Genomic DNA, 23,813 nt, shown 5'->3' on the forward strand with positions numbered 1-23,813 from the left:
CGTTTGGTTCCTTTTTTGAATCTGTTTTAAAAACAATTGAAAATTATAGCATCTGTTATATAATAGTTAAAAATTGTATTTTAAACGAAATGAGATGATAACATGGCCATATTGTTGGCACTTATCCCAATTATGATGATTTTCATTTGTTTATTTTTATTTAAACAAACGTCATTAAGGTCTTCGTTAATTTCTTATGCTGTGTCTGTTGGAATCGTTTTACTCTCGCCAACGTTTCAATTAGGGATAAGTGAAACTGTACACGCAACGATTAAAGGATGGTTAATTTGTTTTATTGTCGGGTACGTTTTATTTTTCGGTATTTTTTTATTTCACCTCATGAACAAAATGGGGTACATCGATCAAGTGGCACGTTTTCTAGAAGCAGTGACGCAAGATCGCTTATTACAAATGCTGCTTATGTGTTTTGGCATTTGCCCGCTTATTGAATCAGTAACTGGATTCGGTATCGGCTTCATGGTTGCAGCACCTATTTTTCTTTCACTAGGATATAAACCACTTCAAGCTGTACTACTCTCATTCATCGGCTTACTAGCTAGTTCATGGGGCGCAATGGCAACTGGTACGATTATCGGTTCGCAGCTAATAAATATGCCTCTTACAACACTTGGCACAAATACAGCGCTATTCAGTATTCCGATGTTTGCTTACTTCGTTATTCTTTCTTTACACGTTGTTGGCGGCTGGCGAGCGGTTATAGAAAAGTGGAAAGAAGGAGTAGGATTCTTTCTATTATTTTCTCTCGGAATCTACCTTTCTAATGCGTACGTAAGTGTTGAACTAGCAGGGATATTAAGTTCTATCGTTACGATTACATTTGGCTTTCTTATCATTAAATTAAAAGGAAAAAGTGGGCAAAATCTTATAACAGAACATGCGGCTGCAACGGAGAGAGAAGTATCCATTATAAAAATTATTAGCCCTTATATATTTCTAACAGTTTGTATTTTACTTTCTCGCCTCGTTCCTGCATTACATGACTTGTTCAGATCATATGCAGTCCTTGATTTGAAATCATACTCTTACAAATTAGAAATGCTGTATTCACCAGGATTTTGGCTCGGTATGACTTGCTTATTTACTATTATTTTCTTCCGCATCCCGTCTAATATTATTAAACAATCACTCTCACAAACGATCAAACAATGGATTCCTTTTGCGATTACGACGACAATGTTTATCGCCATTTCAGAACTCATGGGTGCATCAGGCATGCATTCATTACTCGCAAAGACAGCTGGTGATACATTTGGAACCTTTTTCGTTTTCGTTGCTCCGTTTATTGGCGCTATTGGTGGATTTTTAACAGGTAGTAACGCAGGATCAAATGCAATGTTTATAAAACTCCAAATGCAAACCGCACAAAACGTAGCACTCCCGTGGCAATATGTCACAACCCTTCAAAACACTGCATCATCAGTAGCGACAATCGCTTGTCCATCACGGATTACATTAGGTGCTTACTTATGTAATATCCCTTACCGTGAAAATGAACTATTAAAGAAGACGACGTTAATGATCTTTGGTGCGGTTTTACTTGTAGTGGTAGAGGTTATTGTTTGGTATATGTTGAGAAATTAAAAATCCTCTTAACATAGGAGGATTTTTTTTATGAATGGATAATGATTTAAATATGAATAGCTTCTACTAAATGAATAGGAGATGAAATGTATGCCCCTAAAAAACTACGGTGTGTTAAAAGGTACAGTTATACAATCAAAGATTGGAAAAGGGAAAACACCTCATTATCAAGTTCATTTACAGGGCGAGACAGGAGTAGATTATCGTATTGCAATTAACGTAAAGTCACAAAGTTATCCATCAGAAGTTTTATATTTTGCGAGTAACAATATTAAGTCAGAGGCGATTCATATTTTACCGACATTACCATTCGGTTTTACAGAAATAAAAAACAATGAACCGAAAGTAGCTTTAGATTATATAAGAGGAAATCTATTTGACTCAAATCAAATGATTCCTTTACCTCCCGAAAAAGCAGGAGCAGATAATGATTTAAATGAAAAAATAGAACGTTATATAAAGCGAGCGATAGAAGAAAAAGCAATTATTTACGCGTTTGGCGAAAGATGGGGACCAGAAGAAAATACACCAGATTCCTATTTTCATTTCAAACCAGGAAACGGTATACATGATATTCACATGAATCAAGGGAATGTAGAGAAATGGAAAGCTGATAATGGCATATGGCAAGACGGAGGAATACTCATTCACTTCGAGAAGGAAGAAGAATGGATTGGTATCTTTCTGGCATTCCAATCACAGTCATGGTGTACCGATGAAGAAGGGCATGCTCGTGTGCCTGTTGAGCATTGTGATTATAAGGGGAATAATTAACAAGAAGAGGGCGTTCAAAAAGAACGCCCTCTTCTTATTTTATAAAACGAAAAACTAACGAGTGTAGAAAGACAAGAGAACAGCAGTGCCACACTAGAAAACGCAATGAGATACATATTATATTTCATAACCTGTCCAATTAGCTGATTACTGTCGTATTGAAATAGTCCTGCGATTATGTTGAATAAAAATAATACGATAAACATGACGATCACACCGTCTATTGATCCTTTAATATCTGGTTTACTTAAAGCGATATGTGCAGAAATACAAATGGCGATAAATAAAAATAGCCAAAAGGAAGGATTCAATAAATTACTTATTGTAAATAAGCTTTTCAATAATACAAACGTCGACAAGAGCATGTTTTGAACCATTTCTATATTAATAGAAGTAGAAGCGATTGTTTTTTCGAGAGTTGTATTAAATAAGAAATATGAATTCGGTACGAAATAGCGCATTAAAAGGATTAACGCAGTAATACCAGAAATAATAGGACCAATTCCAATGAAGAAGTTCCCAATTCGTTGATATACACTTTTTTGATTGTATTGATGTTGTACGTATCCTAAAGCACCTTGACTTGTATCTGTTGGGAAAAACTGCGTTCCTACAATTTTATGACGAAATAGCACACACATAATGGCATGTCCAAGTTCGTGAATCGGAACACCAATCCAAGCCGTTAAAAGGAATCCTTTTCTTCCGAAAGCTCTCGACCAATACATGCGTGTGAGAGATTCTAAATATCCTAATAAAAATCCAATTACAATGATAACGCCAATTAAAGATAATAATTGGATTACGCTTGTAAGGAGTATTTGAAAAATTGAGGTTACCAATTCCATTGCCAGTCATCCAATCTGTTAAAAATATTATTTATTCTGTTTCATAATAGCATTTTTTTCAAGATTACTAGCACATATATTTTCTTTCGGAAGAAGGATTTCAGAATCTTTTTCTTGTAGTCATGTTTTATGTACAAATTCATATATTGAATTTGTAACACCCTATACGGTATATCCTTAAGGAGGGATAAGAGAATGAAATGTCCGTCATGTCATACAGAAAATGCAGCGGAGGCAAAATTTTGCGGGAATTGTGGACATTCGTTAACGGAAGAAGTAGTGGCAAGTAGTGGCCAAGAAGAAGGGCCGGAACAAGTACGTGCGGCACAAGCAAAGGAAGCTCGGCCAAATGAAACGGTAGAGCAAGCGAAGCGGTTCGCGAGCGGCTATTTTCAATTTTTTAAACATGCATTACAAGCACCCACAGCGATTATGAAAAGCGGCGCTATTGAAGTGCGAAATGGAATTGTAAGTCTTGTTCTTATTTGTTTTTTAGGAGCATGTATTTTTTATAGAATGATGAGTGCAGCATCAGCAGTTACGAGAACATTTGCACCAGATATATCTACTCCCACGTTTTTTGGAGAATCTATAACGGTCTTTTTCTTTTTATTAATTTTAACTTTATTTGTCGGATTTATTATTTTTGTAAGTGGTAAGATGATGAAATCGTCTTTTTCGTTTCTTGAAGTATTTGGTATATGGGGAACGATAGCGACGCCGACTATTGTCATATTAGTCCTTTCTTTTCTTTTTAGTTTCTTATTAATCTTTTTCTTACCTATATTATTATCCGTAGCTGCAACTTATATAGGGATTAGTATAACTGTAGCCGTATTAAAGCTAGACAATGGCGGATTAGATCTCGTTTACACACTTATTATTGCAAATGTTTTAATGGGAATTGCAACGTTCATTGTACTTTGGTCTTACATTAGTACGATAATTCAAGCCTTAACAAAGGGAATAACTGGCTTCTAATGAAAAGGTGGTTGACTGAATGAATGTATGTCCAAAGTGCGGAGCTCAGTTTGAAGATGGTGTGCAATTTTGTCAAAACTGCGGGTCGAAGAGGGGACGTCCTGTAGTAAAGAAGAACATGAGCGGCGGTACAAAAGTTGGCATTACACTGTTAGCACTATTTGTTATAGTGATTATTGGCTTGTATTTGTACGGAGCATCGTATTATACGCAGGTGGCACAAGTAGACCGGATGATTACGATTTTACAAGAGAGGGATGGAGAGAAATTAGCTGAGATCGTTACGGCAGATGATCCATCGGTTATGATAACGAGAGAGAGTTTAACGCCTCTATTTTCATATATAAAAGAAAATCCATCTTACGTAAATGAATTAAAAGGATATTTGAGACAAGGTGAAAAACAACGGGACGGAATAGAAAGAGTTGATTTTTCATTAACGAAAGACGGAAAGTATTTCTTTATATTTGATCGATATAAATTGAAAGCGAAGACGTACTATACAACTTTGCTTACAAATGAAAAAGGCGTATCGTTAAAAATGAATGGAAAAGAAATTGATAAGACAGATGACAAAAAGTTTGAGAAGCAATATGGGCCATTTCTTCCGGGAAATCAAGTGTTTCAATCAGATTATAAAAATGACTATGTAAAATTATCTCGTGAGGAAAAGGTTGTACTTATGAAACAAAGCCAATATAACGTAACGATAGATTTAACGTTGCAAGGTCAATATATTACAGTTCAAACGAACGCGCCTGGTGCAACATTGTACGTAAATCAAAAACCGGTTACAGCGCTGGCAGGAGAAGAAATTACATGGGGGCCTGTAGCGACTGATGGAAGTGCGACGATTTATTTAGAACGAAATGGAGAAAGCGGACGAGAAACGACACAAGTAGAGACGATAACGACACTTTCGTCTTATAATCTTCCATTCCAAAAGAAAAGTACAGAAAAAACAGTTGTTTATAATGTTACTCCAACGCCCGCGACTGGGCATGTATATAATGGTTTCATCTTTCCAGATAGTGATATTCGAAAATTAACGAGTGCAGATTTAACATATTTATCGAAAGAGCAGTTGAAAATTGCTAGAAATGAAATATATGCAAGGCATGGACATATTTTTCAAACGAAAGATATGCAAGCGTATTTTGCAAAACAGTCTTGGTATAGAGAAAATCCTTATTTTAAAGGAACGTTAACAGATATTGAAACTTATAATATTGAACTAATCAAATCAAGAGAATAGGCACTTGAAAAAGGTACAGTGTATATTGCTGTACCTTTTCTATCGTTATTTAGCTGGACCAGGATCCCTTGAGAAAAAGATATGAAAGAGAAATGTGACTTTACTTGATCCTCCTGATGTACTAGCTTCTATATGTGATAAAGGACCAGACGTTAGAGCAGCCTCGGAATGGGGTGGTACGACTATTTTGAGCGCATGATCTGATTCTGGTGAAGCAGTAACAGTAATTGTATCATCAGAGAAGTTTATAATTTTAACAGAACCGACTGGAAAGATGGACTTGCCAGCATGTGATGCTGAAGCGAATTGGGTAGCTTTCCAAATATCTTGCGCAAACGTATCATCGTTAGATAACCAAGCACGAGCGCTATATATTGTTGCATTAATGGAAAATTCTTGGTCAAGTGAGACGGCGGGTTTCGGTTCTTTTGGTTCTTGCGGTTCATCTGGAAGCTGGGCGAGAAGGCCGGCGCACATATATTTCACCTACTTTCAATAGTAACTGTTATAGCATATTAAACATGTTGTTTATAAGACACGACAGTTACCTATTCATACATAAGTTTGTGCACCAAATTTGAAGATAAAATTCTCTTTCTTTACAATGGAGGTAGGTGTTATTTTTATAAAATATGGAAAACGTAAAGAGTATGTAAAAAAGAAGGAGTGGTAAAGTGAACTATGTCATTATTGGCGGAGATGCAGCTGGTATGAGTGCAGCTATGCAAATTGTTAGAAACGATGAAAATGCAAATGTTGTGACGCTAGAAAAAGGTGAAATTTATTCGTACGCACAGTGTGGGTTACCGTATGTCATTAGTGGTGCTATCGCTTCAACGGAAAAGTTAATCGCGCGTAATGTAAAGACGTTTCGTGATAAATACGGAATTGATGCGAAAGTACGACATGAAGTAACGAAAGTAGATACGGAAAAGAAAATGGTATACGCAGAGCATACGAAGACGAAGGATGTCTTTGAATTTCCATATGATCGATTGTTAATTGCGACTGGAGTGCGTCCTGTTATGCCAGAATGGGAAGGACGGGAATTACAAGGCGTTCATCTTTTAAAAACAATTCCTGATGCTGAGCGCATATTAAAAACGCTAGAAACGAATAAAGTTGAAGATGTAACGATTATTGGCGGTGGCGCAATCGGACTGGAGATGGCAGAAACATTCGTCGAACTTGGTAAGAAAGTAAGAATGATTGAGCGAAATGATCATATCGGTACGATTTATGATGCAGATATGGCAGAGTACATACATAAAGAAGCAGATAAGCATCATATTGAAATTTTAACGAATGAAAATGTAAAAGCGTTTAAAGGGAATGAACGAGTAGAAGCAATTGAAACGGATAAAGGTACGTATAAAGCAGATCTTGTTTTAGTGTCGGTAGGAGTGAAGCCAAATACTGATTTTCTTGAAGGGACAAATATACGTAAGAATCATAAAGGGGCAATTGAAGTAAATGCATATATGCAAACGAATGTGCAAGACGTATATGCAGCTGGTGATTGCGCAACACATTACCACGTTATAAAGGAAATTCATGATCATATCCCGCTCGGAACGACTGCCAATAAACAAGGCCGACTTGCTGGACTGAATATGCTTGATAAACGAAGAGCATTTAAAGGTACGTTAGGTACAGGCATTATTAAATTTATGGATTTGACGCTTGCAAGAACAGGATTAAATGAAAAAGAAGCGAAAGGGCTACACATCCCGTATAAAACAGTCAAAGTAGATTCGACTAATATGGCGGGCTATTATCCAAATGCGAAACCACTTTACTTGAAATTACTATACCGTTCCGACACGAAACAATTATTAGGCGGACAAGTAATTGGAGAAGAAGGTGTAGATAAACGGATTGATGTAATCGCAATGGCACTCTTCAATAAAATGAGCATTCACGATTTAGAAGATGTCGACTTAAGTTATGCCCCACCATATAACAGCGTTTGGGATCCAATTCAGCAAGCGGCAAGGAGAGCGGAATAGCACTTTTTAAAGTGCTATTTTTTTTACAATGAGGGAGTAAATAAAGTTTCACTTTATTTTGAATATACCGTTTCCCCTTGAAAACATATTACGTATCGCTTATATTTTCATATAGTATTTATTTTTTAAACGAAGCAATGAACGAACCAGGGGGCGCAGTATGGCAATTAACATGAAAACAATCGAAGAATGGATTGCTGAATCAAATGCAAGACATGAAGAAGACTTTGGACACGTTGTGGAAGAAATGAAAGAAGTATGTGTCGGACTTGATAACGCGACATTAATTTATACGAAAAATGTATTTTGTTTCGGTAAAAAAGTAGAAGTATTTTTCTTCTTCCAAGACCATGTCGTGATTGGACAAGAAAAAGACGAATATGTTGAGATTGAAAAATTAAAGTATGATGCCATTACAAATAGTAACTTAAAAACAAATGACAAAAATACTACGTTAGAATTAAAGTTTGCTAACGGACAATCTATCAATTTAGATAGTTTAAATGATAACTACGGTACGAAAAATTGGTTATTTGCTAGACAAATTAAGAGTATTTTTAAGTTAATCTAGTAAAAAAGCACGCCGTCTACCGGCGTGCTTCTAACAATGCAAATCCCCTTTTAACCAATTCCGCGCCCGATATGCCCCAACTGGAACTTGAATAAGAGATGTTTCATTCCCAGCATCTATTCCGTACAATTGATCACATGAATTTGTATCAAAACTAAGTAAAGGATGCCCGCCCATCCCCATCGCGGTCGCTGCAAAAACGAGTTTATGAACGAGTATACCTGCTTCCATTTGATGAATACGGTACCCTCTATAGCCTAATGCATTTGTATAGTAATCTTTCTTTCCGACTACATGTAAGCAAAGTGGTACTTGAAAAAGGTTCACGTTATCCATCGTCATACTAGACTGAAGTGAGTAGCGAAGGTCTCCATATCGAATTGGTTGTATGGAATGTGTTTTACTGTTATAAGCGTAAGCCCCGTTTTTAATATTTTTCACGTTATAAAAACATCCATATAAGGAGACGCTTGTATTTTCATTTGTATACTTACCGTCAAGATCGTTGTAATAGGGGAAGGAGAGACTCGCTTCTTGTAGTAAAGTAGCGAGCTCGGCTGCATCCCATTTCGTTAAAGTAAAGTCAGCATCAGGGGAATACCGTTTTCTGCAAAGTTGCAAGAAATCATAAGATAAACGCTCTACTTTCGGCAGTTGTACAGCATGCTCATGATATTGATAGTGCTCTTCATGAGCTAGTGTTTGGAAGTGTGCTGTCGATTCGATCATAGAAGCTTCATTTATTTTTGTTATCATCGGATATTCATCTACATGTTTTGAGCGAACGAAATGTTCATGTGCGAGCGGCGGAATTTGTTGCAACAACTCATGAGAAGTAACTGTTTTATTTTCATGGTAATCATTGTGAAACCAATTAGTTTCTGGCTCTGTACTTAAAGGAATAACGGCATACACACTTTCTTCACCTTCTGACAATCCGAGTAAATGGTTCAGTGCACGGTCTAGAAATTGAAAGTATACGCCGTTCGTATAACCGAACTGTTTTGCACATTCAAGTAATTGTCCAATGAGAACCCCGCTATCTAATCCTTGAAGGCGATATGAAAAGTTATTGTATTTAAAGAAGTTTTTCCAAAACATAGTGGATACGAATGCGGCACCGAAACAATCATGTATATTACAGCGATTACTGAGTGCGTCTGCTAAATAAGAATCGAAATTTCCTTCGCGAAGTAAAATAAGCCGGTGATGCGCGGCGTCATAATGGTAAATGCCGTCTGGATAATCGTCAATCTTTAAATAGATATACAATTCATTCGGATATAAAGCACCGCCTGAAGGAATGGATCTACGTAATACATTTCTCTCGCTATTTAGCTGACATAATTGTGTTACACCAAATGAATACCAAAGGTAGTGACCAATCTCATTTAGAGTAGGTGTAGTAGAAGAGTTCGATAAAGATAACGGGATTTCTAAGGAGAGCGGGATGTTAGGTACATTTCGATATAATTTATAAGGAAGCGGTGCGTCTTTCCAGTCCACCTCATGATTCGGCATAATTTCATCGATAGAGAAATGGAGATGATGTAAAAAAGTATTTAGCTGCATGAAATCCCTCCTTTACTATGGAAACGGATGTGGATGTGGATTTAATTTTTCATTTGTTAAAGGTTCGTCTGTATATCCAAGTGTCATCGGTATGGTATATACCCGGTCCAGTCCTGTAACCCGAGTAAGATGGTGTCCGAACGTCATCGGTAACATACCTGGAATAATAACTTTTACACAGTGTAGTCCGTTCTTTTCTATAAGGGGAACGGTTTGATCTACAACGATTACTTCAAGGTCAGATTGATGCAAACGATTTAAAAGTTGGTGGAGATCGGATGTTAAATCCATATCAAATGATTGTGATACATTCATTTCTTGGAACATTTGCACCGGTGCATCTTCTCGTAAAAGGAAGTGAAGACGTTCTTCCGTTTCTTTCAATCCATACAGCATACTATGGTCTTCCATTTTATTAACGAAATAAGGATCTTGTAAGCATTTTTCGTAGTATTCTCTTTTGTGCTCGAGCTCATCGTCTGTTATAAGTAACATGCCTGCTATTTCTTGAATGGCACTTTTTAAAGCTCGAATAGGATCTAAATGAGCGCCTCCTGCACAAACAACGTTCATTCCATTTTCACGCGTATTTTTTGCAATTACCCATAAGCTAGGGATGCCGTGTTCCATCGTCGCGTTAAAAGCGTGTAATTCATATCCGGTAATCGTACGTAACCGCTGAATCATTAATTGTAATTCTGTATCATTTGCTGAACTCAGATCAAGGCGGGGAAGAGGTAATTCTGCATACCAAGTGAGTAAGAAGGCATCACGCTCTACAATTTCTAAAATGCCGTGAAAAATCGCTTCTTCTAAACTACCGCCAATTGCACATCCATTTGATGTTTCATACACGAAAGCGTCTCGATGACCGAGGCTATAATAAGCAATTGATTCAGGAACTAAAAGCGGTCTGTTTTGTGATAAAGAATATCCCCATACCCAGTTTTGCTCATAATCAGGATCAAACGGTTTAAATGGAAAATTATCACGATTGTAATGTTCATTTGTATGTACACCGAGCGAGAGGGGATTTAGTGCGTGTTCCTCTAAATCATGAAAACTACCATGCACATTTGTCTTTTTCCCGCGAGGCGACATCCCGCAATATCGTTCTAAACCTTCTAAAATAGCAGTTGCTTCACTCACTGCAAATGAATGAGTTCGGCCTGCAACACCTTCATTTCCGAACATTAATGGCATGTTTATAATGACGTCAGCGAATGGTAATAATGAATGCTGCATTTTGCCGTTCAACATACCGACCCGATAATCTAAATAGTCTCTCGTTAAAAATGTGTTTAATTCATGAATGGAACGGCAGCGATACGTTTCGGTGCTTACTTTTAAACTCGGTTGTAAAGAAATTTCCGCAGCATCCGCAGCATCATTAGGTAAATTACTACATACAGGACAGAGAGGATCTGGAAGAAAAGAATGCCGCGTACATTGTAATGTTTGTAAGTTTAGTAAAATAAGTTCATTTTCTAAAGAAGAATGGTTATGAGTTAATATTTTTTCTGTTTCTGCGCAAATAAGATGGCACATTTGTAACATTCCATTTTGGGTGGCACGTACATCACGCCTCGTTACATCATCTGCTTTAAAGGCATATTTCCGCTGTAGTTCCCACATTTCTTTTTGGTCAAAGCCAGCGATAAAACGGCGTCCATCAGAACAATGGGAACATCCGGGCGTAAGAGGATGAATGTAAGGACCGATAATACCTTCGCCAAATGAAGTAAAACCACGTAGCCATGAAATATGATTTGACCGAAAAATTAGCTCAGCGTCATGATGAATAGTAGAAGGAGATCCGTCATGTAATACGAGAGCGAGATGAATATTTTCAGGAAGTACTTCTGGAAGGGTATGCTGACGAATGATGGAATATTGTTTGCATAATTGATCATGTACATAGTCTGCAAGAAGGCCATCTCCTATAAGCAATATATTTTGAGTCATAGACCGTCCTCCTTTGCAATTAATACCCCATACACACCGTCTAAGTTTTCTTTCAAAAATGGTTCGATTGCTAAATCAAACACGAAGGGATAAAAATTATGTTCTTCTAAATGCTGTAAGGCAAGCTGTAAAGATTGCACACTTGGAATTTCTTCTTCCGCTTGTATTTCCACTCTAAAAGAATCCGTGTCATATAAAATAATAGATGATTCAGGCAAGATATTAGCTCTGTAAGGAGTCTCTTCACTTTGAATGTGGAGCAGTGATAGTTGTAGTGCGTTCCGTAAGGCTAACGTCATATTAATATTAGATGCACCGTACCATCTATCATTTATACCAACCCAAATGACTGGAAAACTGAGAATCTCTTCACTCATTGCAATTTTAGGTGTTTCATGAATTGTAGCAAGAGCATCGTAATAAAATCTACAATGTTTATCGTGAATATCAGTTAAATCAATCGTTGTAAGTTCTTCTAGCATATGTGACTGCCGCTCATACAGTTTATTGTTTAAATGTTGTTGTAGTGCCCGGTAAAATCCTTCTGTCATCGTTTCTCCAGCACCGATACCGATATCGTTATGTTCAGGAATAAGGCGGTGAATGATTTCTGCTACATATGTTTCAATTCCTGTTAAACCGGCTTCTCGGCGTGCTTCATTATGAGTCAATCCACTGCAAGTCATAAGAGGCAGAAGGGGAGCTGGGCCATCTGATAGTGGAGTGGCTACTTGAATATAGCACTGTGATAACGGTAATTGATATGAATCTTGTTCATCCCATACCTGGAATATACCGGCTTCTTTAGAAGTTAATGAGTCGAAAAAGCGGAATATATCAGTTGAAGTATGTTGGCCATACCGATGCTCAAGTTTTTCAGAAAGATTTTCTATCGTATCAATTGTAAAACTTTCATCAGTTGCAAGAGGATGTTTTATAAAAGAATGCCACGTTCCTTCAAGTGTTTCATAGTTTAATAAAAAGAATTGTGCTTCTTTTTCCCGATAAGAATCATCTGCGACATGCTTAAATAATTCAAAAACGATTACATTTGCTAACATGGCAGATGTAATTGGTGAGAAGGAATTAGATGAATTTTCATTTTGTAAAGTCGTTTCATGTAGTCGATGCCATGCGGATTCCCAGCATTCATCACGATTTTCCGTTACGACAGGCCCAGCTATACCGAGTGTAGATAAACAAATAGCTGGTATAAAATTCTTTTTCGTTTCTCTACAAATAGTGTGAACTGTTTTTAAACCGTCAATGTCTCCGTTTTGAGAAATATATAAAATCCAATCAAAAGGTTCGAATACTTCATGCAAGGGACGGTCAATTGTAGTATCGATTTCTTGAAGGAGTACACTGTTATCAACTTCATATGCACGTTCTATTAGCTCATGTATTCTGTCATAGTTTGTTTCATCTCGATCTGTAACGAGGTAATGAAATGTAGGTAAACCAGATTCTAATAAAGAAGAAACTAAGGAAGTAAGCATATCCCCAGAACCAAGTACAAGGACATTTGCCCCGCGGTACGTTTCAAATTTTAAAGCACCTGAATGAGAATCAGCTTCTAAAAATTCAATTTGTGAAGCATATCTGTCGAGTAATGTACTGTTTAATTCATGAGGTGCATCTTGATTTGCATCGCGAACGAAACCATTTTCATATAAAATCTCTCCAATTTCAAATACACGATTTTGATAGGGGAGAGGGAGGCCATCGGTTATTTCTGCTAAAGAATAATTCCCGTTAAACATTGGCATTAATTTTTCAATCCAGTCATAAATTCCATCACCGTCCATGCGAAATGAACTGGCGTTATTTCGAAAATAGACACCCCCGTTTGAATCGGGGAGGAAGAAAGTATCCTTATTTACTTTAAGTTTTGCATGAATTGGAAGGTTATTCATTTTAATCCTCCTTACGTTTAGGCATACATTATTACCTTATGTCATGAAATTTGTCCCGTATGAACACAATAAAAAAAGGCTGTAGAATGAATCATTCTACAGCCTTTAATAGATTTTTAATCTATCAACCTTCTAATAATAATGACTTTGGATCTTCAAGCATATCTTTAACAGCAACAAGGAAGCTAACTGCTTCTTTACCATCAACAATACGGTGATCGTAAGATAAAGCAATGTACATCATTGGGCGGTTTTCCATACGCTCGTTATCAATTGCAACTGGGCGTACTTGGATTTTATGCATTCCTAAAATACCAACTTGAGGGCTATTTAGGATCGGTGTTGACATTAGAGAACCGAATACACCACCGTTTGTAATTGTAAATGTACCACCTTGTAGTTCTTTTAATGAAAGTTTGTTATCGCGTGCTTTTTTACCTAATTCACGAATTTCGCTTTCGATTTCAGCGAAGTTTAATTGGTTAGCATCGCGTACAACTGGAACAACTAATCCATCTGGAGCTGCTACTGCAATACCGATATCATAGAATTTTTTAATGATAAGCTCGTCACCTTGAATTTCAGCATTTAATAATGGGAATTGTTTTAATGCTGCAACAACTGCTTTTGTGAAGAATGACATGAAGCCAAGACGTACATCATGTTTTTTCTCGAAAGCATCTTTGCGTTCTTTACGTAATTCCATGATCGCACTCATATCAACTTCGTTAAATGTTGTTAACATTGCAGATGTTTGTTGAACTTCTACAAGACGTTTTGCAATTGTTTGACGGCGGCGGGACATTTTCACGCGCTCAACTGGTTTTTCAAATTCCGTTTTTGCAACTGGAGCAGGAGCTGGACTCTTTGGAGCAGCTGGTGCTTCTTTTGGTGCTGCAGCATGAGCTTGTACATCATGTGGTCTCACGCGTCCAAGTGGATCTGTACTACGTACGTCGTTTAAGTCGATTCCTAATTCACGAGCCATCTTTCTAGCAGCTGGTGATGCGATAGGACGGTTTGTATTTGGTAACCCTTGTAGTGTTGCAGTTTGCTCAGCACTTGGTGCCGCAGCTTTCGGTGCTTCAGCAGCTGTTTCTTGTTTTGGTTGCTCAGCAGCCGGTGCAGGTGTACTTACTGCAACTGGTGCTCCATTAGCATCTAAAATTGCGATAGTTGCGCCAACTTCAACTGTATCCCCAGGTTCGCCTAGTAACTTCGATACAATACCTGAATCTTCTGCAATGATTTCTACATTGACTTTATCAGTTTCAAGCTCAACAACGCTGCCACCTTTCTCAACTTTGTCGCCTACGTTGATAAGCCATTGTGAAATAGTTCCTTCAGTAATAGATTCTGCAAGCTCAGGTACTTTAATTTCGATCATTTTAAATGTCCTCCCCTTATTTGCCTAACGGTGTGTTTTTTCTTCTTTTGTCTTCGGTAATCTCCATTTGTTAGCCTGGCCTTGGGCAGATATTCTGCCCAAGGAACAAGCTAGAAACCTTCATTGTTACTTTTTAGTTGCTGTAAACTTCAATTTCTTGTTTATCTTGACGGAAGTTATACTTCACATCTAAAGCATGTGCAACAATTAGCTCTTGCTCAGCTTTGTGAGCGAATGGATCGCCGCCAGATGGACTAGAGCGATCAGGACGTCCAATGTAGCCTGTTTTCACTTTATCTCCAGCAAGTTCGAACAGAATTGGAGCCATGTAATGCCATGCGCCCATATTACGAGGTTCTTCTTGAACCCAAATGATTTCTTCTAAGTTTTTAAAGCGTTTAATAATAGATTGAACTTTCTCAGCAGGGAATGGGTACAATTGCTCAATACGAACGACATGAACTTCGTCTAAGTTGTACTCATGTTTACCCGACTCGATTTCTGCTGCTAAGTCAATCGCCATTTTACCTGTGCTTAAAACAAGACGTTTTACTTTATTTGGTTTCATGCCAAGGTTTTCTTGTTCTAAAGCAGGTTGGAAACGTCCTTCGCTTAACTGACTAGCAGTTGAAAGCGTAAGTGGGTGACGTAATAAACTCTTCGGCGTCATCAATACTAATGGTCGAACAGCTTCTGTTCCTAAGATAGATGCTTGACGACGCAGGATATGGAAGTATTGAGCCGCGCTCGTTAAGTTTGCAACTGTCCAGTTATTCTCAGCAGCTAACTGTAAGAAACGCTCAGGACGTGCACTAGAGTGCTCTGGTCCTTGACCTTCATAACCGTGTGGTAATAGAAGAACTAAGCCAGATTTTTGACCCCATTTTGCTCTTCCAGCTGAAACGTATTGATCAAATAATGCTTGCGCAGTATTTGAGAAGTCACCATATTGCGCTTCCCACATAACAAGAGTTTCTGGAGCGAATACGTTATAACCATATTCGTAACCAACAACAGCAGCCTCTGATAACGGACTGTTATGAACAGAGAACGATGCATTAATGTTTGGTAAGCGATGTAACGGTGAATATGTTTCATTTGTATCAGTATCGTGTAATACGATATGACGGTGTGCGAATGTACCACGCTGTGAATCTTGACCAGTTAAACGAATTGGCGTACCTTCTTGTAAAATAGAAGCGAATGCTAACGATTCAGCAAGTGCCCATTCAATTTTACCGTTCTCTTCAAGAGCATCTTTACGGCGCTCAAGAATTTTCTTCACTTTCGGATATACGTTAAATCCTTCTGGCCAAGATAGTAGACCTTCATTAATTGCACGAAGTGAGTCAATCTCAACACCAGTATCAATTGGTTGAATACCTTTTGCAACAACATCTGGTACTTTAACGTGAATTGTTGCGTCGCTCGTATCAGCTGGTGGTACTTGTGCATAGTCGGATTTTAATTGCTCTTGTGTAAACTGTGTAATTGTTTCAACCTCATCTGCATTTAGAACACCAGCAGCTTGTAATTGATCTGCATAAATTGCCCTTACAGTTGGATGGTTTTTAATTTTTTTGTACACTTGTGGTTGCGTAACTGCTGGATCATCCATTTCGTTATGACCGTAGCGGCGGTAACCAATTAAATCGATTAAGAAATCTTTTTTGAACAACATGCGATATTGAATCGCAAGGTTAGCAGCTGCAAGACAAGCTTCCGGATCATCAGCGTTCACGTGAACAATCGGAATATCGAAACCTTTTGCAAGGTCACTAGAATATTTCGTAGAACGAGAATCATAGCTATCAGTCGTAAAACCAACTGCATTGTTTGCGATAACATGAATCGTTCCCCCTGTTTGATACGCGTTCAATCTGCTTAAGTTGAGTGTCTCAGATACAATACCTTGACCAGGGAATGCAGCATCACCATGAACTAAAATTACGAATGATTTTGAAGTATCTTGATCTGGAAGACCAGATTTTTTACGATTCTCTTGAGCAGCACGTGCGAAACCTTCTACTACAGGATTCACGAACTCAAGATGACTCGGGTTATTTGCTAATGTCACGCGAGTGCTAACTTCTTCGTTACTAACGACTTGTTCTCTACCTAGGTGGTATTTCACATCGCCAGTCCAGCCAGAATTAGCCACTGCGCCTTCTATTTTTGCATGTTTGAACTCAGCAAACATGTGGCTATATGGTTTTTCTAATACGTGAGCAAGTACGCTTAGGCGACCGCGGTGAGCCATACCAATCATGACATCCTCTACGCCGTTCTTAGCACCTTCTAGAACAATTTCATCTAAAACAGGTACAAGCATATCAACGCCCTCGATAGAGAAACGTTTTTGCCCAACGAATGTTTTATGCAAGAATTGCTCGAAACCTTCAACAGCTGTTAAACGTTTTAAAAGAGCAGTTCGTTTTTTATTTGATAGTGGTTGACGCAATGAATTTGATTCCACCATTTGATGCAACCACGCGCGTTCTTCACTATCTTGTATATGAGAAAATTCATAAGCTAAAGATTTTGTATAAACGTCTTTTAATCTATGAATTACATCAAGTGCAGTGTGAATACCTTCTGGTGCATCTGGCCATACTGTTTTCGCTGGAATCGCTTTCAAGTCAGCGTCGCTCAGTTCGTTCAATGCTTTCTCAAGAAGAGATTGTCCATTTGCAGCATCTTCCATCGGGTTGATGTGAGCCAACGTGTGCCCGAAAGAACGAATCTGCTCAACAAGTTGAACGACTTTAAGAATTTTTTCAATGTTACCTGTGTTTTGAGGAGAAAAATGTGTTGCTGTGTTGTCCCCTGTTACGACATCATCTTGAAACGAAGGAGCTCCAAAAATTTCAAAAAGCTCTTGTAATTCCGGATCAACAGAACCTGCTCCAGTTACGTAAAGATCATACTGTTCAATAACATAACCAAGGTTCGGACCGTGGAACTTGGCCCAAGGGTTTGTCGTTGTATTCTTCCTCGTCATTTGTTTAAACCTCCCAATGCATATAATCCTTTTCCATACAAAGGTGCATTTTGCTCTTTTTCAATAAGTAATGAATCAATAATCAATGTAAATGTTTTCTTTACTCTTATGTTATTACAATAATTTACATAATACCAAACACTATTACTTATCTGTTTTGTAAAAAAACATTCACAATAACTTATCACCCAAGTTAATCTTTCATGTTATAAAGTAATTTTACAGAAAAATGGGGTGGATATATTTGGTATGCCTATACTAATAGCTATAATTGTTGCATTTAAATATAGGTATAATAGTTAGAATGTTTCGATAAAATTAGTTTGAATTATGTATATTGAAATAATAAGCGCTTTCATAGATATTATACAACAATATAACGGAATATAGTATAAAAAATAAAAAATTATGAATTTATCGTAAACTTTATTTAGATAGTGTTAAATATTGAAAGGAAAGTGAAGGATTTCTACAAAAAAAGTTGCTAAACATAAAAAATGCTCCATAAACAGTTAGTTTCTATAAATATGACGAAAAACACCGTAAAACAAATAACGTATTTCGTGAAATAAAGAAATAAATGAAATGTTTTAAAAGGATAAAACAAATATGGAGATATTAAATTTTAAAAAAAGAAGTGAGGAGATATAGTAACAGTTATTTACAGTGTTCCGTGTTTCGCTTCAAAATAGACGTGCTGAAATTGAAAAAAAGTTTCTTCTATATAAATAGCGTGAATAATAATCAAAATATATGTAAAGGGAACTTGACGTAAAGTTTCCTTTACATATATACTCGGTATATGGAAGGAGGGAGAAATTTCCTTGGAAAATAAAATGGTCGAATACCGAAAAAAATTTGGACTATCTCAAGAAAAGTTGGCTGAGAAACTTGGAGTTTCCAGACAAACCATTATCTCAATTGAAAAAGGGAAATACGATCCATCACTTCCGCTAGCATTTGAAATAGCGAAAACATTTCAGACAACAATAGAACATGTATTTATTTATAAAGGAAAAGAAGAGGGGGAATAGGGATGAATTATTCACAAAAGTACTTTGTAATTATGGGGATTATTTTTCTATTTATGAGTGGATTTATGATATTAACAGGTATAATGACGCATTCTGCACCGCCAGCCATAACGTATCCATTGCTTGGGATGATGATTATGTGTTTCTGTCTAAGCTACTTGCATCCGCAATTTAAAGAAAAAGACGAGCGAATGAAACTTATTCGTTATAAAGGAATGTTTGTAACCTTTTTTGCATTAACGGCATATTATCTTCTTTTCTCTATCGGCTTAAACTTAAAAATACTTACACTATCTGCTACTGAATTATTGAATATACTTATGGCACTTACGATGAGTACCGTCTTTATCTCATTTGTTGTTTTGGCAAAAAGATATTAAGATGGAAGAGAGAAAGGAAGATTAACATATGCAAATGATGTATGCTTTTGGCATTGGGCTTGTATTATTTTTAGCAGTATTCTTATTTATTCGTAAAGACGTTCAAGGCGGGACGTTAACGAAACGAGGATTTTATAAAATGATCGGCTGTTTAGTTGTTATGTTTATAGCGATTATTGTAATGATTGTTTTAATAAGTCGGTCACTATAGAATGTAAAAACGAAACCTTACTTCGGTAAGGTTTTTTCTTTATTGTTCAACCTAAAAATTACCACTAAATCCATTTACTATAAATAACTTATATTATATAATCCAATGAAATGATAGATAAGGAGTGTAGTATATGAATAAAAAAACTATCTTCTATTTATTAACTTGTCTACTACTTGTAGCTAGTACTACTTATATAATATGTAACAAACGAGAACAAGTGCCACCTATGTTAGTATGGGACGAACAAGAATACTATGTTACGAATGAATCTGCCAAAATAGAAGAAGTTGGGCAAAAACTTGGCGAAGTAACAAAGAAAATTAAAACAAGTAAAAAACCTACTAAAAATAAAGAATCTAATACATTACAAGAGAAAACAGAAGTATTCACAATGATTGAGGAAGAAAAAAGTGATTACCCGCCTTTAATCATAAAGGAAGCTTATAGTGATAAATATAGGGTAGTGAGGCCGATTTTGAAGCAAGTATTATGATGAAAAGGAGATTCATATGCAGACAGTAATTTCGTATCCGTGGGTGTTAAGAAAAATATTTGTCTTTTTCCTCCTATCGGTGCTGTTTACATTTTGATGAATAGAGGAGTGCTACAAAAGAGAGATTTTATATTTATTATTTGCTGCTATGAATATATCACTTTGGTTATTGCTTATGATTTTTGATTGGAGTATGTGGATGGTAGTAGGGCATTATTTGTTTGGAGCAGTTGTTATTGTTTTTTCGAATATGAATAAGAGCTAAGCCAGCAACCTTAAAGTTGCTGGTTTTTATTTTGCTATTTATAATGAAGAAACAAATTTTTAATAGAGAGTAGTGGGCGTTATGAGATGGAAAGAAGGAACGTTTGAAAAAATAGACACGAATAACTCATCTGTTGAGCAACTTATAAACACGTTTAAGGAACAAAACTTAATTGGTGGAGCAATAATAAGCTGTTTTAAAGTGCATAACGAAAATTTTTTTAAAGAAATACCACATTCGAAAGATGGACATGAGCACTTCTTTAGAAGAATCTTCAACTCTTTAGATATAATCAATAACTTAGAAGAGTTAAAAATACATACATCAGACAAATATAAGTTTCGTTTTAAAGAGCAGCTGGCAGTTATGCTTGATGGTAGCATTGCTGCGCAAATTTTGTGGGGCGGAGCATATGAAGGGTTTAAGGAACGACCAGTTATCGCAAAACAATTAGCAGTCAATGTATGTCAATATATGTTCCAAGATCGATACGAAGATATTAAAGTGTTCGAAAGCTATCGCCCTTGGACAGATTGGTTTTACGATGTTGCGTGGGATGTTACTTGGATGGTGTTAGATAGTAGGGAGCGTAAAGTGTGGTTTATTTGTGTTACGGATTGATGGGGGGATGGACAAACAATGATATCAGTTGTCATCAAGCAACTATAAGATAGCAACTTGTGAAATTGAATTTAAATAAAGACAAGGAGTGCGACTGTGACATCTTTGGAGAAGCTGTTTGGTTGGAAGTGATTGACTTGTATAAAGAAGAGAAACCATATCACGTAGAAGGTTGATATGGTTTCTCTATTTATGAACCCGGAGAGGCTCGAACTTACGATGTTCTTCATTTTGACACATATATTAAATTACATGGGTATATACGGAGTATCTCGTATCATTATTAATTTTAATTTTTTTGTAAAGCTCCTTTGTTACTCTCCATAAAATAAACTCAAACCATTTTGAACAGAGCGTTGTAATCGTTTAAGTTCAAGTTCTAATACCTCTTTGCCTAAAGGGGTAAGCACGTAACACTTCTTTCTATCTATCGATGCTACCTCATCAATTAGTTCTTCGGTTAATAGCTTTTTAATAATCCCATACAATGTGCCTGGTCCAAGTTTGACTTCTCCATGGGTAAGGTTTTCAACCTCTTGCATAATTCCATAACCATGTATAGGTTTTAGTAATGACAGTAAAATATAGTATTGTGGTTCTGTTAATGGGATGTATTGTTCTACTGCGGTCTTCATTATTACCACCTCCGATATATCGTATATCGATATCTTAAGCCGTTTTTTCAATAAATGCAACCAAGGAAATGGACTTACATATATATAGGGAGAAAGTAGAATAGAAGTGTACAATATGTGTAATCAATTTATGAAAAATTGGATTTTTTTTGAAATATGCAGTATTGCATATTTATACTTCGTAATCTTATGGTATCCTGAAATTGTTAGATATGGTATATATTTTATTTTCCTCAATGCCAGTTGAAACGTAGTAAATAATAGTCATATCTAACATCACTTATTCTGTTTATTTATATAGTATGTATAAGTGATTTTAAAAATAATTGAGTAGACATAATGAAAGGAGATGAAAACATAATGTTAAATTTAAAATTCATGGAAATCGAAAATGAAGAATTAAACTGTGGTTGGTGTATGGCAGGTGGCGCGGTTGTAGGTGGCGGCGCAGCAGTTGGAATTGGTATTCTTTTAACTTAATAAAAGGGGTTTCGTCATATGAAACAGTTATTCTATACAGAAGTTGAATTAGAAGAATTGAACTCAGCAACTAGTTGGGCTCAATCGGTAGCTATGGGCGGCGTTGGAATTTACGTCATTTTAACTTGATAATATAAAAAATATCATTGTTTTAGAAGGTGAAAAGCATGAAAACACTAACTTTTAAAGAAGTACAGTTAGAAGAACTAAACTCAGTACCGTGGAATGTGAAAATTGCGGTAGCGGGTGGCGTCGGTGTAGCATCAGGTGTTGCAGCAGTACTTATTATTACTTGATTTTTGTACAAATAAGCTATTTGTATGAAAAAAGGAGGTGACAACATGAAAACATTATCTTTTAAAGAGGTTGAATTAGAAGATTTAAACGTATGGGACATGATTGGTTACGGTCTTGGCGCAGGTGCACTAGCAGGTGGAGCAATCCTTGTACTTACATGATTTTAGCTAATAAAATTAGTTTTTTGAAAATGTAATAAGGAGGTGAAAAACATGAAAACATTATCTTTTAAAGAGGTTGAATTAGAAGATTTAAACGTATGGGACATGATTGGTTACGGTCTTGGCGCAGGTGCATTAGCAGGCGGGGCAATCCTTGTACTTACATGATTTTAGCTGTGGAGAATTGTATTTTGAAAATGTAATAAAGAGGTGAAAAAAGTGAATACATTATACTTCAAAGAAGTTGAATTAGAAGAAGTAAACTCTTATACAGATGCTGCTGGATTTGCGATTGGATTTGGTATTGGAGTAGGTCTAGTATTAACTTGATCTTAAATAATATTAACGTAAATAATTTAAAAAGGAGGTAAACAAATGAATACATTATACTTCAAAGAAGTTGAGTTAGAAGAAGTAAACTCTTATACAGATGCTGCTGGATTTGCGATTGGATTTGGTATTGGAGTAGGTCTTGTACTAACTTGATCTAAAATAATGATGGTAATAAACTAAAAAATTTAAGGAAGGAGGCGAAAAAGATGAAAACATTATTCTTTAAAGAAGTTGAATTAGAAGAATTAAATTCACATGGTACAGATTTCTGGACTGGAGCAGGTATTGGAGCAGGTGTTGTTGCTGCTGGAGCTGCCGTAGCTGGTGTACTAATTGTAACATGATTAATGTTGAGTGTTTAATATCACTTTTGATATTGTAACCTACGATTACATGCTATTTTTTGTATATTAAGTTATTAAACGAATATGCAACATTGCATATTCGTTTTTCTTTATTTCATGTTATTCTCAAATAGTTATATATGGTATTTAATGGTACCCCGTATTTCTATGATATAAAAGTTATTAAAACCATCTATAATTTCATTCATTTAGTATTTTTATATCTATATATAATGATGATTTTCTAGTTGATACCTCTGAAGACTTTATGGGAGGAGATGAAAACACAATGCTAAATTTAAAATTCTTAGAAATTGAAAGTGAAGAATTAAACTGTGGCTGGTGTATGGCAGGTGGCGCGGTTGTAGGTGGAGGCGCAGCAGTTGGAATTGGTTTTATTTTAACTTAATAGGGTAGTGAACGATCAATGCTGAAGAGATAGGCACATACTAACCTGATTATATATCCAAATAGATTTTTGGGAAGCTTAAAACAGGAGGCGGAAAAAGTGAAAACATTATTCTTTAAAGAAATTTCGCTAGAGGAATTAAATTCACATGGTACAGATTTTTGGGTTGGAGCAGGTATTGGAGCAGGCGTAGTTGCAGCTGGAGCAGGCGTGGCTAGCGTACTGATTTTAACGTGATGGATATGAATAAAAATCTACTTTTTATT

Annotated in this window: 22 protein-coding genes and 1 pseudogene; 15 read left to right on the forward strand and 8 right to left on the reverse strand. The window is 36.4% G+C overall.

Annotated elements, in window-relative coordinates; translation table 11 throughout:
* The first annotated feature begins 102 nt into the window (after nt 1-102).
* Both ACX9TM_RS06670 and ACX9TM_RS06675 read left to right on the forward strand, forming a co-directional pair.
* Nucleotides 103-1,602 carry an L-lactate permease gene (locus ACX9TM_RS06670; protein WP_065212154.1) on the forward strand — a complete coding sequence of 500 codons (1,500 nt, stop codon included), beginning with the start codon at nt 103-105 and terminating at the stop codon, nt 1,600-1,602.
* A gap of 90 nt (nt 1,603-1,692) precedes the next feature.
* Nucleotides 1,693-2,376: a DUF2278 family protein gene (locus ACX9TM_RS06675; protein ID WP_016122115.1), complete on the forward strand. Its 684-nt coding sequence runs from the start codon at nt 1,693-1,695 to the stop codon at nt 2,374-2,376.
* A 14-nt stretch (nt 2,377-2,390) separates the two neighbouring features.
* On the opposite strand, the gene ACX9TM_RS06680 is transcribed toward ACX9TM_RS06675, so the two are convergent.
* Nucleotides 2,391-3,224 (reverse strand): hypothetical protein, encoded by an 834-nt coding sequence (locus ACX9TM_RS06680; protein ID WP_050252143.1) that lies wholly within the window; start codon nt 3,222-3,224, stop codon nt 2,391-2,393.
* A gap of 195 nt (nt 3,225-3,419) precedes the next feature.
* Between ACX9TM_RS06680 and ACX9TM_RS06685 the strand changes: the two genes are divergently transcribed.
* Both ACX9TM_RS06685 and ACX9TM_RS06690 read left to right on the forward strand, forming a co-directional pair.
* Nucleotides 3,420-4,205 (forward strand): zinc ribbon domain-containing protein, encoded by a 786-nt coding sequence (locus ACX9TM_RS06685; RefSeq protein ID WP_050279596.1) that lies wholly within the window; start codon nt 3,420-3,422, stop codon nt 4,203-4,205.
* A 19-nt stretch (nt 4,206-4,224) separates the two neighbouring features.
* Nucleotides 4,225-5,460: a TcaA 3rd/4th domain-containing protein gene (locus ACX9TM_RS06690; protein ID WP_063220253.1), complete on the forward strand. Its 1,236-nt coding sequence runs from the start codon at nt 4,225-4,227 to the stop codon at nt 5,458-5,460.
* A gap of 45 nt (nt 5,461-5,505) precedes the next feature.
* Here ACX9TM_RS06690 and ACX9TM_RS06695 read toward each other — a convergent pair whose 3' ends face one another.
* Entirely contained in the window at nt 5,506-5,937 is a 432-nt protein-coding gene (locus tag ACX9TM_RS06695; protein ID WP_072770190.1) for a hypothetical protein, read from the reverse strand.
* Between the two features lie 197 nt (nt 5,938-6,134).
* On the opposite strand from ACX9TM_RS06695, the gene ACX9TM_RS06700 reads away from it, so the two are divergent.
* Both ACX9TM_RS06700 and ACX9TM_RS06705 read left to right on the forward strand, forming a co-directional pair.
* Entirely contained in the window at nt 6,135-7,469 is a 1,335-nt protein-coding gene (locus ACX9TM_RS06700; RefSeq protein WP_001110222.1) for a CoA-disulfide reductase, read from the forward strand.
* Nucleotides 7,470-7,629: 160 nt separating this feature from the next.
* Nucleotides 7,630-8,040, forward strand: coding sequence for a DUF3908 family protein (locus tag ACX9TM_RS06705; RefSeq protein ID WP_000996782.1), 411 nt, complete (start codon nt 7,630-7,632; stop codon nt 8,038-8,040).
* 30 nt (nt 8,041-8,070) lie between these two features.
* Here the strand turns inward: ACX9TM_RS06705 and ACX9TM_RS06710 are convergent, their stop codons facing one another.
* The 5 genes from ACX9TM_RS06710 to odhA all read right to left on the reverse strand — a co-directional run bounded on the left by ACX9TM_RS06710 (nt 8,071) and on the right by odhA (nt 17,881).
* Nucleotides 8,071-9,612 carry a SagB family peptide dehydrogenase gene (locus ACX9TM_RS06710; RefSeq protein WP_065382405.1) on the reverse strand — a complete coding sequence of 514 codons (1,542 nt, stop codon included), beginning with the start codon at nt 9,610-9,612 and terminating at the stop codon, nt 8,071-8,073.
* 15 nt (nt 9,613-9,627) lie between these two features.
* Entirely contained in the window at nt 9,628-11,577 is a 1,950-nt protein-coding gene (locus ACX9TM_RS06715; protein ID WP_065382406.1) for a TOMM precursor leader peptide-binding protein, read from the reverse strand.
* Nucleotides 11,574-13,493 (reverse strand): putative thiazole-containing bacteriocin maturation protein, encoded by a 1,920-nt coding sequence (locus ACX9TM_RS06720; protein ID WP_072770192.1) that lies wholly within the window; start codon nt 13,491-13,493, stop codon nt 11,574-11,576. Before ACX9TM_RS06720 ends, ACX9TM_RS06715 begins: the two co-directional genes overlap by 4 nt.
* A 124-nt stretch (nt 13,494-13,617) precedes the next feature.
* Nucleotides 13,618-14,880, reverse strand: coding sequence for a 2-oxoglutarate dehydrogenase complex dihydrolipoyllysine-residue succinyltransferase (gene odhB / locus ACX9TM_RS06725; RefSeq protein ID WP_000569891.1), 1,263 nt, complete (start codon nt 14,878-14,880; stop codon nt 13,618-13,620).
* A 133-nt stretch (nt 14,881-15,013) separates the two neighbouring features.
* Entirely contained in the window at nt 15,014-17,881 is a 2,868-nt protein-coding gene (odhA, locus tag ACX9TM_RS06730; protein ID WP_000197120.1) for a 2-oxoglutarate dehydrogenase E1 component, read from the reverse strand.
* A gap of 824 nt (nt 17,882-18,705) precedes the next feature.
* Here odhA and ACX9TM_RS06735 point away from each other — a divergent pair.
* The 6 genes and pseudogenes from ACX9TM_RS06735 (at nt 18,706) to ACX9TM_RS06760 (ending at nt 20,888) form a co-directional block, all read left to right on the forward strand.
* The gene (locus ACX9TM_RS06735) at nt 18,706-18,915 is read left to right on the forward strand and encodes a helix-turn-helix transcriptional regulator (RefSeq protein WP_000428513.1); all 210 of its coding nucleotides are present in this window, start codon (nt 18,706-18,708) and stop codon (nt 18,913-18,915) included.
* Nucleotides 18,916-18,917: 2 nt separating this feature from the next.
* Nucleotides 18,918-19,295: a hypothetical protein gene (locus tag ACX9TM_RS06740; protein ID WP_001109895.1), complete on the forward strand. Its 378-nt coding sequence runs from the start codon at nt 18,918-18,920 to the stop codon at nt 19,293-19,295.
* Between the two features lie 28 nt (nt 19,296-19,323).
* Nucleotides 19,324-19,506: a DUF3976 domain-containing protein gene (locus ACX9TM_RS06745; protein ID WP_001178303.1), complete on the forward strand. Its 183-nt coding sequence runs from the start codon at nt 19,324-19,326 to the stop codon at nt 19,504-19,506.
* A 133-nt stretch (nt 19,507-19,639) separates the two neighbouring features.
* Nucleotides 19,640-20,002: a hypothetical protein gene (locus ACX9TM_RS06750; protein ID WP_065382373.1), complete on the forward strand. Its 363-nt coding sequence runs from the start codon at nt 19,640-19,642 to the stop codon at nt 20,000-20,002.
* A 16-nt stretch (nt 20,003-20,018) separates the two neighbouring features.
* A pseudogene (locus ACX9TM_RS06755) lies at nt 20,019-20,267 on the forward strand (hypothetical protein).
* A gap of 81 nt (nt 20,268-20,348) precedes the next feature.
* Nucleotides 20,349-20,888, forward strand: a complete 540-nt coding sequence (locus tag ACX9TM_RS06760; RefSeq protein ID WP_139256959.1) for a hypothetical protein — start codon at nt 20,349-20,351, stop codon at nt 20,886-20,888.
* A gap of 314 nt (nt 20,889-21,202) precedes the next feature.
* Here ACX9TM_RS06760 and ACX9TM_RS06765 read toward each other — a convergent pair whose 3' ends face one another.
* Complete coding sequence (locus ACX9TM_RS06765; RefSeq protein ID WP_030024068.1) at nt 21,203-21,523, reverse strand: PadR family transcriptional regulator; 321 nt, start codon at nt 21,521-21,523, stop codon at nt 21,203-21,205.
* Between the two features lie 647 nt (nt 21,524-22,170).
* Between ACX9TM_RS06765 and ACX9TM_RS06770 the strand changes: the two genes are divergently transcribed.
* From ACX9TM_RS06770 to ACX9TM_RS06780, 3 genes are all read left to right on the forward strand, one after another.
* Complete coding sequence (locus ACX9TM_RS06770; RefSeq protein ID WP_255309924.1) at nt 22,171-22,299, forward strand: hypothetical protein; 129 nt, start codon at nt 22,171-22,173, stop codon at nt 22,297-22,299.
* Between the two features lie 701 nt (nt 22,300-23,000).
* Entirely contained in the window at nt 23,001-23,138 is a 138-nt protein-coding gene (locus ACX9TM_RS06775) for a hypothetical protein (protein ID WP_165775606.1), read from the forward strand.
* A gap of 508 nt (nt 23,139-23,646) precedes the next feature.
* Entirely contained in the window at nt 23,647-23,784 is a 138-nt protein-coding gene (locus ACX9TM_RS06780; RefSeq protein ID WP_162840212.1) for a hypothetical protein, read from the forward strand.
* Nucleotides 23,785-23,813 lie beyond the last annotated feature (29 nt).

This window comes from Bacillus sp. LH1, assembly GCF_057924895.1.